Source organism: Bacillus sp. CH30_1T, from assembly GCF_008364765.1.
In the GTDB taxonomy this organism is placed as follows: Bacteria; Bacillota; Bacilli; order Bacillales; family Bacillaceae_B; genus Rossellomorea.
Map to the genome: position 1 here is coordinate 171,772 of NZ_VTUY01000007.1, position 15,982 is coordinate 187,753.

Genomic DNA, 15,982 nt, shown 5'->3' on the forward strand with positions numbered 1-15,982 from the left:
AAAGGCTAAAATAACCCTACAGCCCTGCCGTCATCATCCACATTCATTCCGAATGCTGCCGGATTTTTGGGCAGGCCTGGCATGGTCATTACTTCTCCCGTTAATGCAACAATAAATCCTGCTCCGATCTTCGGCTTAAGCTCTCTGATTGTGATCGTAAAATCTTCAGGACGCCCGAATTTAGATGGATCATCGGATAAGGAATATTGGGTCTTAGCCATACAAATCGGCAGGACGCCCCACCCTTGATCTTCAAATTGCTGGAGCTGCTTTCGTGCTTTCACCGTGTAATCTACTTCTTTCGCTCCGTAAACCTTTTTCGCAATCGTTTCAATTTTAGATTGAAGTGAATCTGAGGGTTCATATAGGCGAGAAAATTCTTTCGTGTTCCCTTCGATCTCATGCAATACCTTTTCGGCTAAATCTCTTCCACCCTCTCCACCTTTAGCCCATACATCGGTTAGTGAAACTTGTACTCCCAGGTTTTCGCACCACTTGATAAGGGTCTGGATTTCGTCATCACTATCTGTCATAAATCGATTAACGGCAATCACATAAGGTACGTTGAAGTGACCTATTGTTTCCATGTGCTTCTTCAGATTAGATAATCCTTTTTGCAGAGCCTGAAGATTTTCAGTCTGAAGATCACTTTTCCCTTGACCTCCATGCATCTTCAGAGCACGAATGGTGGCAACGAGCACGATGGCATCCGGTGCTATGTCTGCAGCTCGAGATTTGATATTCAGAAACTTCTCGGCCCCTAGATCAGCACCAAATCCAGATTCCGTTACAACATAATCAGCCAGCTTAAGAGCCGTTTTGGTCGCCAAAACACTATTACACCCATGGGCAATATTTGCGAATGGTCCGCCATGAATAAGGGCAGGAGAATGTTCGATCGTTTGAACGAGATTAGGTTTTAAGGCATCCTTTAACAATAAGGTCAGCGCACCTTCAACTCCTAAATCTTCGACGGTTACCGGTTGGTTTGAAAAGTTGTATGCGACAACCATTCTTCCAAGCCTTCTTCTTAATTCCTCAAGATTTTGAGATAAACAGAGAACAGCCATAATTTCAGACGCTACAGTAATATCAAATCCGTCTTCACGGGGAACACCTTGAACCGGTCCACCTAAACCAACGATGATTTGTCTAAGGGCACGATCATTCATGTCCAGAGCACGTTTCCATACGACTCTTCTTTGATCAATATCCAATTCATTCCCCTGATGGATATGATTATCTAACAATGCAGCTAAAGCGTTATTCGCAGTCGAAATAGCGTGGATATCACCTGTGAAATGAAGGTTGATATCCTCCATGGGAAGGACTTGTGAATAGCCTCCTCCTGTTGCTCCGCCTTTGATTCCCATCGTTGGACCAAGTGATGGTTCCCTCATGGCAATGATGGTGTTTTTATCTAACTGATTTAACGCATCCCCGAGTCCAACCGTTACCGTTGATTTCCCCTCGCCTGCAGGAGTGGGATTGATCGACGTGACTAATATCAATTTCCCATTGGGCTGCCCCTGCAGTTTATGAATGGCTTCATATGTAATTTTCCCTTTATATTTACCATAAAGCTCAATATCATCTTCTGTTAGGCCGATTTGCCCCGCAATTTCCAGTATCGGTTTCAGTGTAGCTTGTTGAGCAATATCAATATCTGACTTCACTATCTTCTTTGTCGTTGTCATCTAAATTCACCTTCTAGTTATGTAATTGAAATTTGGCCTGAGCCATAAATATAAATTTTACAAAAAATCATGTTTACACTTAAACTTCATTTACAATCCATTTGTAATCTTAAATTGAAGTGTTACTTAATTTTACACTATGTTTTATATCTTCACCATTTTTGCCTTTTATAGGGGGAATAAAATTGTTGAAAGAAAAGTCGATTCTCATTTTGACCGCACGCTTTGGAGAAGGACATATTCAATCTGCTGAAACTCTGGCTCATACATTTAAGAGACAGGGATATGAACGAGTGAACATCTGTGATCTATATGGAGAAGCCTACCCTGCCATCCACTCCCTGGCCCAAAATTTATTAAAAAAAGGATTTTCCAAATTCGGTACCCATTTCTATAAAGCATTCTACTATGGAACAGATAAACTTTCCTCAAAAGGATTGAGTTACTTTTATCAGCATTTAGGAAAAAAGCGTCTTATAAAGCTGGTTGAAACTTACTCACCATCATGCATTGTCACGACATTCCCACTTCATGCTGCACCATACTTGCGACTTCGCTCAAGCTTAAATATACCTACATATACTGTCATTACAGACTACTGTGCCCATCCGTTGTGGATTCATCCGATGATCGAGAAATACTATGTAGCAACAGATCACGTAAAGAGGACTCTCATCTCTTACGGAGTAGAGACAGGGAAAATCTTCGTTAGCGGTTTACCTATCCGGCCAAGCTTTCATCATACGGTCGAAAAAAACTATAAAGAATTTGGACTTGCCCCACAACGGAAAACTATCACCATTATGGGGGGTGGTCTAGGTTTGCTTCCGAATATCGAGCCTCTTTTAACTTCCCTATCCAAAGATAAAAATCTTCAAGTAGGCGTTGTGTGCGGGAGGAACCATCAACTATATAATCAACTGGAAAAAAACTCAAAAGAAAACATCCACATTTTCGGATATATATCAAAAGTGGAAAACCTGTTTTCCCTTACCGATTGTCTGGTCACTAAGTCCGGTGCCTTATCTTTAACGGAAGCTGCTTGTTTTAAATTGCCCATCATCATTTTTAAGCCCGCACCTGGCCAGGAGAATGAGAATGCCAATTATTTATTAAAACGGACTGCAGCACTCACCTATTCGACTCAAACAGACTTTCTGGAAAGCATTTATCGATGTCTCTATAATAAAAATACGATAGACACATTATCGAAAAATGTATCCTCGTTATTTAACAAAAATGCCTGTACCATGATCGTAGAGGATATTCTTCGACACGACCACAGGAAAAACACATTTGTTGAAGGGAGGATGTGAATTGGAAACATCCCCACACATCCTATTTGGTGTCAGAATAGCTTCTTTAGCTTAATTGGATCCTGCTTTATCACTTCCTAAAGTCCAAAGGAATATAGATCCTTCCAAAACAAGGATATCTCCAACTTCATTACCAGTACAATTTTTGTTTTATCCAAGGGATTTAAAAGACAAGAATCTTTGGAAGTAAGATGGATTGTTTACGTTTTCGAAAAGGTAGGAGTTTCCCATTTAAAGCGATCTGGGTTGTCTCACATCACAAATCGCTGGAGAAAACCTATGTAGGGTGGTTCCATCATCCGAATCAGTATAAACGCATCTAAAAAGAACTTGTCAATGAAGTCAGTAGATAAGAAAAACATGATCGATCCCCGGAATAGGATCGATCATGTTCATTATTTTTGAAACATAAACAATGTCGTAAAAGTTAAAGCTTGTTTTAACTCATTTGAAAGCGAGTCTGTAAAGGACGACTTTACTCCTTTTTTATAGACCCAATCTTCATCAACCTTTCTCCAGCCTTTTTCACCAGCCAGTTTTTCCAGTTCCCAAGGCATCATTGTATTGCAGATGACGTCTTCTCCAAGAAGGCGCGGATAGGCATTTTCCCTGGGGTGAGCTGTTGGTCCTAAAAGACCAATACAAATAAACCCATCAGGAGTCACAATTCGTTCGATTTCATTCAGGGTATGAAGAGGGTCTTCCGTCCACTCGACTGAATTAATCGCCATCACGGCTTGAAATTGTTCATCTTGAAAAGGGAGGGATCGCAAGTCTCCTTGAACAAAAGATAAAGAGTCCCTTTCTTGTTTTTTTGCTATTTCGACCATTTTTTCAGAGAAATCCATCCCCGTGACCACATAGCCTTTGTCGAAAAGCAGAAATGAACCATATCCATCGCCGCATCCTAAGTCTGCTACAGCCTTCCCACGTTCAATATGTTTAGTGAAAAAGGGAATGATGGCTTTCCTGCTTCCACTTGTCCACATTTCTACACTTTTGGAATGCCATTGATCGGCATTGTCTTCCCAACGTGCTCTGGCACTGGTATGCCATTCTGAATTCCTCATATGTACACCTCGATTTTTTTCAATAATATCTATAATTCTCAACCAGTGAACCATAATCCTTCTTTTCAGGCATAATCTCTGTGAAAAATATAAACACCATAATATTATTATGTAAACTTAAAATCTGTGTTGATTATGATTTTTAGTTTTTATGTCCATACTATTCTTATAATCTGAACAAGAAAGGTGATGTTGTATGGAAGAGATTGCTAAAGTTCAACGGAACTACCATGGAGACATTATCAGTTTCCAAACTTCTTCCGGCCGTATAATCTCCTATCGAAAAGCTGTTTTGGAAGCTTCTGAGGGATTACTTCAAGGAGTGACATTGAATGAGAATGAATGGGGAGAAACAGAATTATCAAGTATGTCCGTTGATGACGGAAGCTTCAATGACTATCCTGCCATTTTTTGATCGGGAACTTTTCCTGACTTGCGCACTGAGAATAACACAGTACTTAAATACAACAAAAAGGACTTTCATGCATACTGCATGAAGTCCTTTTTTCTTTGTTCCAGTTGTCATGATTATTATTCACTACGATTTTGAATGGTTCGAAGTTCTTCTACCCGTTCCTTCTCTTCATCGAAGAATTGGACGAGATCTCCAATACGATCAATGGAATCCCAGCTTAGGTGGTGTTCGATTCCTTCCACGTCTTCATAAATATGCTCTTCTTTCACTCCAATTACACGAAGGAATTGTTCTAAAAGTTCATGTCTATATACTAAACGCTTCCCTACTTTGTTTCCTTTTGGAGTCAGAACCAGCCCGCGATATTTCTCGTAAATGAGATAATCGTCCTTATCTAACTTCTGCACCATTTTGGTAACTGAGGAGGGGTGAACAGATAAAGCTTCTGCTATATCTGATACTCTGGCATAACCTTTGTTCTCAATTAACATATAAATCTGTTCTATATAATCTTCCATACTTGGTGTAGGCATTCTGTACCCTCCAAATTTCCATAAATATCATTAAAAGTTTACTATAACTACAGAATGAATACAACCCAAGCACTTTAAATTACTCCTCTGTCAACCGTTGATTCAGGATCCTGGATACCAACCCGTATTTCGGTGATAACATCCATACGATGAAGAAAACAAGTCCGGCGGCCACTGCCATTGCACCGGAAATGGACACATCGAACATCTTTGCCCCGTAATATCCGATGATGCTATCAAAGACTCCAATGACCCCGCTTAAAAGAAGCATCACTTTATATCGGTCAGTAAGTAAATAGGCTGTAGCACCAGGGGCAATGAGCATCGCTACCACGAGAATCGCACCTACGCTATCAAATGCCGATACAGTCGTAACGGATACCAGACCCATTAAAATATAATGAACCGCAAGTACCGGGATACCGATCGCCGCTGCCATACTTGGATCAAAAGAAGTTAATTTAAACTCTTTGAACAGAAGGAAAATGATGAGAACGTCCAATATCAATACAGATCCCAGCATCACAACTGATTTAGGAATGTCCCCAAGTATCGGCAACGACAAGGTATTCCAAGGGACGAATGCAATTTCACCCATTAAGGCATGCTCTACATCCAAATGAACATTCTTAGCAAATAATGAAATGAGGATGACTCCTACAGCAAACAGGGAAGTGAACACTACACCTATTGCAGCATCTTCCTGTATCCCGCTGGAATTCAATAACTGAACCATAAAGGTCGTTAACAATCCAGCCACTGCTGCACCGATCAACATATAAAATCCATTCATACTTTGGCTGACAATGAATGCCATAACCAATCCGAGGAGCACGGTATGGCTGATTGCATCTGCTAACATCGACATCTTTCTCAGGATTAAGAAACATCCTACGATGCCACATGATAAACCGACTAAACTACCAGTCAGAAGAATCCATAATTCATAACTCATATCCTTGCCCCCCTCTTCTGCTTGACATTTTTACGTTTAAGAAAGGGTATTGCATATAAATATCGGACATTTTCATTTTCAGCTTTGTGAGCTGTTCATTTGATAACGCCTCTTTTTCTTCCTTTTCAATCCACTGAATATCAAGTGACCCCAACTCACTTGGGTACATTTCTTTCAGTTCCATGATTTCATCAACAAAGCTGAATTGCTCCGCTTTCATTAGCCCTGATTTTGTAATCGTCAATATTCCATCCTCTTGATGCAGGTAACCTTTTTTCATTAGATGCTTCAATACCCGGTTAAATTTTAATTTAGTAATATTGCTTTTTTGAAATAAATGATCTACACGTATCGTTTGTTTACCTGATTCATACATCTTTTTCAGTATAAAGCGCATAGCCAGTCGATTATCATTTTTCAATCTTTTCAATATAACCGAGATTAATCCGCGCTTTGGAGAGAACAGCAAGGAAATGATAAATATAACTGTAGCCGTCAATACAATGAAGGGGCCGGTCGATAACCCTTTACCAAGGGTACTGATCAGCGTTCCGACTGCCCCTGATAAGCCTCCCACAATTCCAGAAATAAAGACCATTGTCCGCAATGAATCCGTCCAGTATCTTGCTGATATGGCAGGAGTGATCAGCATAGCCGCCATCAGGATGACACCTACTGCTTGAATACCGATGACAACCGTAATAACTAATAAGGAAACAAAGAGAAAATTCAAAAATCCTACAGGAAGTCCGATTCCCCTCGCAAATTGAGGATCAAAGGTACTCACCTTAAATTCTTTGAATAATAGTGACGTAATAACAATTAAAGCCGCTGCGGTTAAGCCCATGAGTTGAACATCTCTCCCCACCAGGGAAGCTGCTTGCCCAAAGATGAAATCATCCAAGCCGCTTTGGTTACCAGTAGGCATTTGAGCAACTTTTGTTAAAAGGACGATGCCTAATCCAAAGAATACAGACAATACTAAGCAAATAGCCGTGTCTTCCTTGATTCTCGTTGTGTTGGTAATGATTTGTATCGTGTAAGCAGCAAGTAGACCCGTGGCGGCAGCACCAATCAATAGTACAAAGAAATTTTTCTCCCCAATGAACATAAATGCAAAACAGATTCCCGGCAATGCTGCATGGGCGACCGCATCCCCAATTAAGCTTTGTTTCCTTAGTAAAGCAAAGCTGCCTAAAACTCCGCTCGCAATTCCCAGTAATAAGGTACTCAGTAATACCCATTGTGTATTTCCGTCCGTTAAAATCGATTGCCATAAATGATTCATCATATTCACCTCTTTCTATGGATGAATTAACATTTGATCCTTTTCCAGGAAAGATAGTTTCCCTCCATAGGTTAGTTGTAAATTCTCTACGCTAAACACATCTTTCGTTGGACCATAGGCTATCGTTTTTCTATTCAGTAACAGCGTCCAATCAAAATACTCTGTAACAGTTTGCAAATCATGATGAACAACCAAAACGGTCTTGCCTTGTTCCTTTAATTCATTCAATAAGGAAATGATCGCTTTTTCCGTTGCTGCGTCCACACCAACAAATGGTTCATCCATGAAATAGACTTCCGCTTCCTGAGCCAGTGCCCTGGCAAGGAAAACCCTTTGCTGCTGTCCTCCTGATAGCTGACTTATTTGTCTTGATGCAAATTGAGTCATTCCTACTTTATCGAGACACTCCATTGCAAATTGAACATCTTTTTTTGATGGTCTCTTAAACCATCCTAAATGACCATATCTCCCCATTAATACGACATCCAATGCATTTGTGGGGAAATCCCAATCTACAGATCCACGCTGAGGGACGTACCCAACTAATTTGCTTTTAGGGGAATAGGCTTTTTCAAAGATTTTGATATCACCGGACGAGCGGGGAATCAACCCGAGAATGGCTTTAATTAATGTAGATTTCCCTGCACCATTAGGGCCGACAATTCCGATTAACTTACCCTTTGGAACAGAAAACTCTACGTCCATCAAAACCGGTTTTCTATGATACGCAACGGTTAACCCCTTAATATCCACTGAATTCATGGTATCGCCTCCTAAGACTTACTTTAATCCCTCTACAATCGTATCAACGTTATGCTTATACATACCGATGTACGTTCCTTCTTCTGTTCCTTCTTTCCCCATAGCATCTGAAAATAATTCCCCGCCTTTTTCGACTTCATGGCCTTTATCTTGTGCCCCTGCTATAACAGCGTTAATTGATTTTTCAGAGATACTTGATTCAACAAACACAGCTTTGATGTTTCTGTCTACCAATGTATTTACAAGAGACTGCACGTCTGCTAATCCATATTCAGCATCTGTACTCAGACCTTGTAATCCCATAACTTGAAGATCGTATTTTGCTCCGAAGTAATTAAATGCATCGTGAGCTGTTACAAGAACTCTTTGTTCTTCTGGAATCTTTGACATTTCTTCCGTAGCATATGCTTTTAGTTCATCTAATTCCGCAAAGTACTTTTCAGTATTTCGAATGTAGTCTTCTTTGTTTTCAGGATCTTTCTCAATCAATCCGTCCTTCACTTGCTCCAATGCAATTTTCCATAAATCAATATCGAACCACACATGTGGGTCTGTTGCCGTATTATCTGCCTGATCTTTACGCAACTTATCTTTAGGTATACTATCGGCGATTGCATAAGTCGGTTTTTCCTTGTTCATTTTTTCGAAGATCTCAAGCATTTTCCCTTCTAAATGGAGACCGCTATAGAAAATAATATCTGCTTCCTGGAGTTTACTAATATCCGACTGTTTAGCTTTGTAAAGATGAGGATCCACACCAGGTCCCATTAAACTTTGAACCTCTACATGCTCTCCTCCAATATTTTTAACCGCATCCCCTATTTGCCCTATTGTTGTCGTAACGACTATTTTATCATTTTTAGTTCCAGTGGTAGTTGCTCCACAGCCTGACAGGATAAGTCCTGCCGCTAAAATAATAATCATCCCTACAAGAGCCATTAATCTTATTTTCATGTTTGATCTCCTCTCCAACCCATATGTTTTTGATATCTACTACATCTACCTTATTCATGAAACTTATATATGTTCACTTTTTTTTACACAAGTAATTTCTTTTTTATAAGACTACAAAAGTTTCCTTAGTGCAATAAAAGTTTCCTTAGTGCAAATTTTATTTCCTTACTCAATAATTGTCAATACATATTAACCAAATTGTTTAAACATTTCCGCAAAAAAGGAGGGAATGTTGACTCGAAAAACGTCATATTGTATAGTAAAGACATCATTGAAGTGTACGATTTTTATGCTTATTTCCAACGTATGAGAGTCAATCATTTCGTGAAAAATATTTTTCAGAGGCACAAACGTGCTTGAACGATTTAGGAGGATTCGAAAATGCAAAATGGTAAAGTAAAATGGTTCAACAATGAAAAAGGATTTGGATTCATTGAAGTTGAAGGTGGAGACGATGTATTCGTTCACTTCTCAGCGATTCAAGGTGAAGGGTTCAAATCATTAGAAGAAGGTCAAGAAGTTTCTTTCGACGTTGTTGAAGGAAATCGTGGACCTCAAGCTGCAAACGTAGTTAAATTATAATCGTTCGAACAATATAGTATACCAAAGGGCAGCACTTCTTAGGTTCTCCAAAGAAGTGCTGCCCTTTATTTTTCAATTCAATTTTTGTCCGTAATTTCGAATTTGTTCTCCTATGGTGCATTTTTCTATACAAAAGCGGTGAGCATAGGTTTTACCATACTCTTTGCGAAAGTGCGCTTTAAGTAAGCAGGCGTTACAGTAGGTGTCTATGAGCTCATCCACTTTATCCACCACTTCTTTTCGATTCATGTGATCACTCCTAAGCTTGTTCAAGGACTTACGCTGTATTGTTATTTATAGAGTATATAATAGGGAACGAAATTATTCTATTCGTTTGTTGCTGTGGACTTTTGTCCCCTGTAAGGCTTGATTGGCCAGCTTATCCGCTTCTTTATTATCTTTTCTGTTCAGCACGGCCCAATTGATTTTCAATCGAAGCTTTTTGATGAGGGCTTCAATACGATCGAGCCACCGACTCAAGCCCTCTTCATAACATGGCCATTCCCCTTCCAACTGTTTTATTACAACCTGGGAATCTCCATTAATCGTACAAGGCACATTTTTCACGCCGATTTCATCAAGCAATCCAAGGGCAATATGTAAAGCTGCGTATTCTGCTTCATTATTATTTTCAATTTCCTCGAGAAGTTCATTTTTTCTGATTCTAAATGATTCTCCACCTTTATCGTAATAGATGACAATCCCTGCACCGGCAATGAGCGATTCCTTATCAAACCCTCCGTCGAAATATACAACGATGTTTTCTGGTTCCTTGTCTAATTCCTGATTCAGTTTGATAAATTCCTTTCTTGACCACGAATTCCCCATTTCATCTATGATTTCAAGATCATGGACTCTTCCGGTTTTCATCAGATCATCGATATGAATCATTGTTTCTTTTCTTGGGAAGTAGTTGGATTCAAACCATATACTCGACGCTGTTTTGCTTGCATATTTAAATTTTAGTTTCATTTCCATAATCATTCGCTCCTTTTTTCTTCATACGATTGTTCATTTTTACTTTTATTTGTATAATGAGGACTATTGTTTCATTTACATGTTCAATAGGGGGTCTTTGTATGTTTAATATATGGTTTGGATTAGTCTTCGTTCTCATTACATTCTCTTTACTTCTGATTATGTATCGAATGTTTGGACGAACTGGACTGTTTGTATGGATAGGGTTATCCACGATACTTGCTAACTTGCAGGTCGTTAAAACGATTGAAATTTTCGGGTTGACGGCTACTTTAGGGAATGCCATGTACGGAACAGCTTTTTTAGTAACGGACATCCTTAACGAAAAATATGGAAAAAAAGAAGCCCAGAAAGCGGTGTGGCTTGGGTTCTTCACTTTAATCGTTATGACTATTATTATGCAGCTCGTGTTAGTATTTCAACCACATCCTGAAGATTTCGCCCAAGAATCTCTGGCAACAATCTTTGGGATCATTCCAAGAATTGCTCTTGGAAGCTTAGTCGCTTACCTCGTGAGTCAATTAACAGACGTGTATATCTTCACGTATTTAAAGAGGAAATTCCCTTCAGATTCACAGTTTTGGATTCGTAATAACGGAAGTACGATGGTGAGTCAGCTTTTGGATACTCTTGTATTCACAAGCATTGCTTTCCTGGGAGAATATCCGATGGATGTCTGGTTTGAAATATTCATTACTACCTATCTCCTCAAATGGGTCATATCCATTATTGATACCCCATTTGGTTATGTGGCAAAACGATTCCCTAAAGATGTGTGATAGTTGGGTTGGAGCCTGGGGAACTGGTTTACCCCAGGCTCTTCTATTGGAGGGGTGGATTAAGGATTCGTTCTCCCTACCTTCTATTTTGTCTGCTACTATAATATTATTCTAAAGATGTACTTTGAGGTGAACACATATGACCGAAGTGAATATTGATGGAGCAAGTGCTGGTAACCCCGGGCCAAGTGGTGCCGGTATTTTTATTAAAAACAACGGAAAAGTGGAAAAACACGCCATTCCTTTAGGGATCATGGATAATCATGAAGCTGAATTCATTGCATGCAGGAAAGCTCTGGAGATCTGCTTAGAAAAACAAGCTGATACCGTGTGGTTGAAGAGTGATTCTCAAGCGGTTGTTCATGCGATTGAGAAAGAGTTTGTAAGGAATATTCAATATAAACAGTTGCTCGATGATATATTGGAAATGACGAAGCAAATAGACCTTTTCTTCGTAAAGTGGATACCCAGTAAGGAAAATAAAGCTGCAGATGAGCTTGCCCGAAAAGCTATTCATCTGAACTAAAGGAGGATTCGTTTGGCTAAGATTGCTGATATTGCCTTGGTCGGTGTTGCTTTCATATGGGGAGCTACCTTCGTGGTTGTACAATCGGCCATTGAATTCCTTCCCCCCTTCATGTTTAATGGGAGCCGTTTTCTAATGGCCGCTATCCCTTTAGTCGTGGTCCTGTTTATCAAAAGCACTCCGATTGTTAAGAGATCCGTTTTGCACGGCATTTTTTTAGGGATATTTTTATTTATCGGGTATGCCTTTCAAACACTCGGCCTGTTATTTACAACTCCGTCAAAAGCAGGGTTTGTTACAGGATTAAGCGTGGTGATGGTCCCTTTATTTTCATTTGTTTTCTTTAAACGCTCTCCTTCAAAAGGAGCCATAATGGGGTCCAGCCTAGCTGCAATAGGACTATACCTCCTTATGTCAGGTCATTCTCAGGCCTTCAATATAGGAGATGCCCTCGTATTCATTTGTGCCTTTGGGTTTGCTCTACATATTATTTACACTGACGTTTTCACAAAAAATACATCCCTGCTCCTATTAACATCGGTGCAGTTATGTACAGTTGGAATCCTTTCAATGGGGTGTGCACTTATTTTTGAAAATCCACATGCTGTGCTGATGAATGGAGGACTGGGTAATAAGGAAGTAATGACCGCATTACTGATCACTTCTCTATTGGCTACCTTATTGGCATTCATCACACAGACCTACGCTCAAAGATACACAACTCCATCAAGGGTGGCCATCATTTTTACGTTGGAACCTGTATTTGCAGCCATCTGTTCCTATTTGTGGATTGGAGAACGATTGGGATCTATGGCCATTGCAGGAAGCGGATTAATCGTTATTGGGATGCTCTTATCTGAAGTACCTATTCTTGCATGGATTTTGAAAAAAATGAACAGAAATCATTCTGTTGAAGTAAAATAAAATAGGAGGCCGATTGGTGGCTCTCCTATTTTTTATGCGTGAACAATAGGAAAGACCACCAAAAAGGAAACAACCCTTTTTGGTGGTCCCGTGCCTTATGCAAAGCCCTGTTTCTCCATCCACCTTAGTGCTTCATTTCTGGATGCAATTTGCTGGGAATGAAGTCTTTCTAATATGGACATGTAAAAACTGCTATCGAATTGTTTTTGAGCTTTTAATGTGATTTCAATGGCGCTATTGACCAGTTCATCCGGGGCATCTGTGTATTTTTTGCCAAAATAGATGAAGCCAATTGCGTCTTCTTGAAATTTGAATCCTTTGTTTTCAAGATCTATGAGAAATTCTTCTGTTGTCTTTTTCACGTTTCTCCTCACCTTATCGCCACTTTGTCTTCTCTTATCTTACAGAAAATTTTTTATTTTGCCTATCCTTTTTCGAAAACAGGAAGGCCATGCAGCCCATAAATGAACCGAGCAATGCTCCTCCGACTACTTCCTGAGGTTGATGTCCTAGCATTTCTTTCAGTCGTTTTGGCTTTTTCTCTTCGAATTCTACCGCTTCTTTATCATGAGCTTTGCGAACGAGCTCATCTAGACTATTCACTTTAAGGGTCAGTTCGCCTGTTTGTCTCCGAATTCCTTGTGCATCGTACATGACGATTAGACCAAAGATAAATGAAAGAGCAAAGTCAATCGTTCTGACCCCCCTCTTTAAAGCAATAAATGTTGTTAACGAAGCAACCCCTGCACTATGAGAACTTGGCATTCCCCCTGTTTGGAAAAACAGCTCAGGTTTCCATTCCTTCTTTTTTAAAAAATGCAGTGGTATCTTCAGACCCTGTGCGAGAGCTATACTAATAAGTGCCGTTACAATCCCTTTATTCACCCTTACACCTCCCTGTCTTTAGTTTGTCCTAAAATTCAATGCACATAGGATATTTATTATGAACATAGCCAAAATAATAATGATTACAGAAAAGGAGGGGTTTCGGTATGACAAAAGGAAATAACAAAAACAAAGGTAAAAATGCCAAAAGCGTAAATCCACAAGGAATATCCCGGGATGCAGAATTTTCCATGGAACCGAAGAGCCAATTGGAAAATGCCGCTAAGAAAGCGAATACAAAGTAAGCATTTCCACATTAAAAAGTGTCAGGGGCCAAAAGGATCCCTGACACTCCTATAGTCGACTAGCTTGTGGCAACCATCACATTAGAACCTACTAAATATCTTCTAAGCACCTTCAACTCTAATTCATCCACAAAGGAAAGCGTTTCATGAGCTACGTTATTCCAACGAGCTTCCTCTACCGAAACCGATAGTGGCACACCGCAGTGAATCTCGGCTAACTTTCTTGAAACATGAAGCATGTCCAGGTCGGCTTCTATCTTTTTCCGTTGAGATGGGGTTAACTCGTGCAGGTTATCGAGAATGCCTGAGATATCCTTATATTGTTGAATCAGCTTTAATGCCGTTTTCTCTCCGATCCCTTTTACCCCGGGATACCCATCACTTGTATCACCCATTAATGCTTTCACATCAATAAACTGCTGAGGAGTAATTCCTCTCTCTTCCACAAAAATCTCTTTCGTATAGGTTTGATAGTTACCAAAACCTTTTTTTAGGAGCATAATGTCAATATTATCGTCCAAAAGCTGCAGGAGATCCTGGTCACCGCTCAGAACGGATACTTTGCGATCGGTTTGATGAATTTTGGCAAGAGTCCCAATACAATCATCTGCTTCGTAACCAACTACACCCACATTCGAAAGATTGAAGCCTGATGCCACCTCTTTTGCAAGATCAAATTGAGGAATCAGTTCAACAGGTGGGGCATTTCGATTCGATTTATAGTCATTGAATACTTCATTTCGGAATGTCTGACTCCCCATATCCCAGCATACTATGATATGCGTCGGCTTTACATGATCCGCCGCCATTAGTAAATGCTTCATAAACCCCTGAACTCCATTAGTGGGAAGTCCTTTTGAGTTCATCATGAATTGACCCGTTACGGCTGTTGCAAAAAAAGATCGAAATAATAGTGCCATACCATCTATAAGTAATAAATGCTCATTTTTATTATTCAATTCGTACACTCCTCATCGCTCATTCTCATTCTCATTTTCGTTCACTTTATAAAGTATAACATATACGAATAAATAGCTAATTGGAAAAGTGATGAACCTTTTCCAATTAGCTATTCGCCTTTATTCCTTCTCTACCTTGTGATTCTCATAGGACACCCAATCACTGTAGCTTCCAACATAAAGTTTCACATGATTGAATCCTGCTTCCTTAAGAGCAAGGAAATTAGGAGTCGCTGTTACACCGGAACCGCAATAAACAATCACTGACTCATCTTTATTTAGATGAGCGAATCGATCATTCTGCTGTTCTCCTTGAATAAAATATCCATCATTCACTCCCTCGGTCCATGGAAAATTGGTGGCTCCTGGAATATGACCCGGTATGCGGTCTATCGGTTCTTCTTGTCCTAAGTATCGTTCTCTGCTGCGGGAATCGATTAAAGGAGTGTCTCTATCCCCATCTGCAATACTCCTCACCTCATCCAGAGAAGCCACAATCGACTCATTAAAGCTTGGACGATAGCTTTTTGAAGGGTACACAGGTACGGTCGATTCTGTTTTCCATCCAGCCTTTTTCCAAGCTGCAAATCCACCATTTAAGATATATACCTTCTCATGTCCGATGTAATGGAACAACCACCAGCATCGGCCAGCGAAGGCACCTTCCTTTTCATCATAAATGACAACCGTTGTATCATTATCAATACCGACATCCTCAACCTTGCGCAAAAAGTTCTTCATGTTTGGAAGGGGATGGCGCCCCCCATGCTTTTTCACATATCCTGATAAATCCTTTTCCAAATCGAAAAATACGGCTCCTGGAATATGACTCTCTTTGTACCGCTCCCGCCCTTCTGCCGGGTTTCCCAGAGAAAAGCGACAATCAATGATTCTTAGATTCTCATCATGAATATGCCCTCTTAGCCAATCCGTATCGATAATTGTCTTCATGATATTATCCCCCTCTTCTTCATTAATGTCAGTACTTCCTCCTTAGGTTCCCAGCAAGAAAATTGATAAGTGGTTTTGGTTTCATAGCCCAGTCGGGAACAGAAATAGGAGGTCTTCTGATTAGCCTTGACTCCCTGAATGTGAATACATGTAGCACAGCAAT

At 40.0% G+C, this 15,982-nt stretch carries 20 protein-coding genes; 7 read left to right on the forward strand and 13 right to left on the reverse strand.

Annotated elements, in window-relative coordinates; translation table 11 throughout:
* Window positions 1-5 precede the first annotated feature (5 nt).
* Window positions 6-1,697: a formate--tetrahydrofolate ligase gene (locus F0342_RS15895; protein WP_149156861.1), complete on the reverse strand. Its 1,692-nt coding sequence runs from the start codon at window positions 1,695-1,697 to the stop codon at window positions 6-8.
* A 185-nt stretch (window positions 1,698-1,882) separates the two neighbouring features.
* Between F0342_RS15895 and F0342_RS15900 the strand changes: the two genes are divergently transcribed.
* Window positions 1,883-3,013, forward strand: a complete 1,131-nt coding sequence (locus tag F0342_RS15900) for an MGDG synthase family glycosyltransferase (RefSeq protein ID WP_149156862.1) — start codon at window positions 1,883-1,885, stop codon at window positions 3,011-3,013.
* A 395-nt stretch (window positions 3,014-3,408) separates the two neighbouring features.
* On the opposite strand, the gene F0342_RS15905 is transcribed toward F0342_RS15900, so the two are convergent.
* Window positions 3,409-4,083: a class I SAM-dependent methyltransferase gene (locus F0342_RS15905; RefSeq protein WP_149156863.1), complete on the reverse strand. Its 675-nt coding sequence runs from the start codon at window positions 4,081-4,083 to the stop codon at window positions 3,409-3,411.
* A 196-nt stretch (window positions 4,084-4,279) separates the two neighbouring features.
* On the opposite strand from F0342_RS15905, the gene F0342_RS15910 reads away from it, so the two are divergent.
* Window positions 4,280-4,498 carry a DUF3892 domain-containing protein gene (locus F0342_RS15910; RefSeq protein ID WP_149156864.1) on the forward strand — a complete coding sequence of 73 codons (219 nt, stop codon included), beginning with the start codon at window positions 4,280-4,282 and terminating at the stop codon, window positions 4,496-4,498.
* 116 nt (window positions 4,499-4,614) lie between these two features.
* On the opposite strand, the gene mntR is transcribed toward F0342_RS15910, so the two are convergent.
* The 5 genes from mntR to F0342_RS15935 form a co-directional block, all read right to left on the reverse strand.
* The gene (mntR, locus tag F0342_RS15915; RefSeq protein WP_149156865.1) at window positions 4,615-5,031 is read right to left on the reverse strand and encodes a transcriptional regulator MntR; all 417 of its coding nucleotides are present in this window, start codon (window positions 5,029-5,031) and stop codon (window positions 4,615-4,617) included.
* 79 nt (window positions 5,032-5,110) lie between these two features.
* The gene (locus F0342_RS15920) at window positions 5,111-5,986 is read right to left on the reverse strand and encodes a metal ABC transporter permease (protein WP_149156866.1); all 876 of its coding nucleotides are present in this window, start codon (window positions 5,984-5,986) and stop codon (window positions 5,111-5,113) included.
* On the reverse strand, window positions 5,976-7,274 hold the full coding sequence (locus F0342_RS15925; protein ID WP_149156867.1) for a metal ABC transporter permease: 1,299 nt from the start codon (window positions 7,272-7,274) through the stop codon (window positions 5,976-5,978). Before F0342_RS15925 ends, F0342_RS15920 begins: the two co-directional genes overlap by 11 nt.
* A gap of 15 nt (window positions 7,275-7,289) precedes the next feature.
* Complete coding sequence (locus F0342_RS15930) at window positions 7,290-8,036, reverse strand: metal ABC transporter ATP-binding protein (protein ID WP_149156868.1); 747 nt, start codon at window positions 8,034-8,036, stop codon at window positions 7,290-7,292.
* An 18-nt stretch (window positions 8,037-8,054) separates the two neighbouring features.
* Entirely contained in the window at window positions 8,055-8,990 is a 936-nt protein-coding gene (locus F0342_RS15935) for a metal ABC transporter solute-binding protein, Zn/Mn family (RefSeq protein ID WP_149156869.1), read from the reverse strand.
* A gap of 381 nt (window positions 8,991-9,371) precedes the next feature.
* Here F0342_RS15935 and cspD point away from each other — a divergent pair, with 381 nt between their 5' ends.
* A complete protein-coding gene (cspD, locus tag F0342_RS15940) occupies window positions 9,372-9,572 on the forward strand; it encodes a cold-shock protein CspD (protein ID WP_034758543.1) in 201 nt (66 codons plus the stop codon).
* Between the two features lie 72 nt (window positions 9,573-9,644).
* Here the strand turns inward: cspD and F0342_RS15945 are convergent, their stop codons facing one another.
* Together F0342_RS15945 and F0342_RS15950 are read right to left on the reverse strand one after the other, a co-directional pair.
* Complete coding sequence (locus F0342_RS15945; RefSeq protein WP_149156870.1) at window positions 9,645-9,821, reverse strand: zinc-finger domain-containing protein; 177 nt, start codon at window positions 9,819-9,821, stop codon at window positions 9,645-9,647.
* A gap of 72 nt (window positions 9,822-9,893) precedes the next feature.
* Window positions 9,894-10,550, reverse strand: a complete 657-nt coding sequence (locus F0342_RS15950) for a reverse transcriptase-like protein (RefSeq protein WP_149156871.1) — start codon at window positions 10,548-10,550, stop codon at window positions 9,894-9,896.
* A 101-nt stretch (window positions 10,551-10,651) separates the two neighbouring features.
* On the opposite strand from F0342_RS15950, the gene F0342_RS15955 reads away from it, so the two are divergent.
* The 3 genes from F0342_RS15955 to F0342_RS15965 all read left to right on the forward strand — a co-directional run bounded on the left by F0342_RS15955 (window position 10,652) and on the right by F0342_RS15965 (window position 12,779).
* Window positions 10,652-11,329 carry a queuosine precursor transporter gene (locus F0342_RS15955; protein ID WP_149156872.1) on the forward strand — a complete coding sequence of 226 codons (678 nt, stop codon included), beginning with the start codon at window positions 10,652-10,654 and terminating at the stop codon, window positions 11,327-11,329.
* Between the two features lie 139 nt (window positions 11,330-11,468).
* On the forward strand, window positions 11,469-11,855 hold the full coding sequence (locus F0342_RS15960) for a reverse transcriptase-like protein (RefSeq protein ID WP_149156873.1): 387 nt from the start codon (window positions 11,469-11,471) through the stop codon (window positions 11,853-11,855).
* A gap of 12 nt (window positions 11,856-11,867) precedes the next feature.
* Entirely contained in the window at window positions 11,868-12,779 is a 912-nt protein-coding gene (locus F0342_RS15965) for a DMT family transporter (protein WP_149156874.1), read from the forward strand.
* Window positions 12,780-12,874: 95 nt separating this feature from the next.
* Here the strand turns inward: F0342_RS15965 and F0342_RS15970 are convergent, their stop codons facing one another.
* Together F0342_RS15970 and F0342_RS15975 are read right to left on the reverse strand one after the other, a co-directional pair.
* Entirely contained in the window at window positions 12,875-13,141 is a 267-nt protein-coding gene (locus F0342_RS15970) for a DUF6123 family protein (protein WP_149156875.1), read from the reverse strand.
* Between the two features lie 34 nt (window positions 13,142-13,175).
* A complete protein-coding gene (locus tag F0342_RS15975) occupies window positions 13,176-13,664 on the reverse strand; it encodes a divergent PAP2 family protein (protein WP_149156876.1) in 489 nt (162 codons plus the stop codon).
* Between the two features lie 107 nt (window positions 13,665-13,771).
* Here F0342_RS15975 and sspL point away from each other — a divergent pair, with 107 nt between their 5' ends.
* Window positions 13,772-13,909 carry a small, acid-soluble spore protein L gene (sspL, locus tag F0342_RS15980; protein WP_149156877.1) on the forward strand — a complete coding sequence of 46 codons (138 nt, stop codon included), beginning with the start codon at window positions 13,772-13,774 and terminating at the stop codon, window positions 13,907-13,909.
* 59 nt (window positions 13,910-13,968) lie between these two features.
* On the opposite strand, the gene F0342_RS15985 is transcribed toward sspL, so the two are convergent.
* Both F0342_RS15985 and F0342_RS15990 read right to left on the reverse strand, forming a co-directional pair.
* A complete protein-coding gene (locus F0342_RS15985) occupies window positions 13,969-14,868 on the reverse strand; it encodes a 5'-3' exonuclease (RefSeq protein ID WP_149156878.1) in 900 nt (299 codons plus the stop codon).
* A 120-nt stretch (window positions 14,869-14,988) separates the two neighbouring features.
* Window positions 14,989-15,819: a sulfurtransferase gene (locus F0342_RS15990; protein WP_149156879.1), complete on the reverse strand. Its 831-nt coding sequence runs from the start codon at window positions 15,817-15,819 to the stop codon at window positions 14,989-14,991.
* Window positions 15,820-15,982 lie beyond the last annotated feature (163 nt).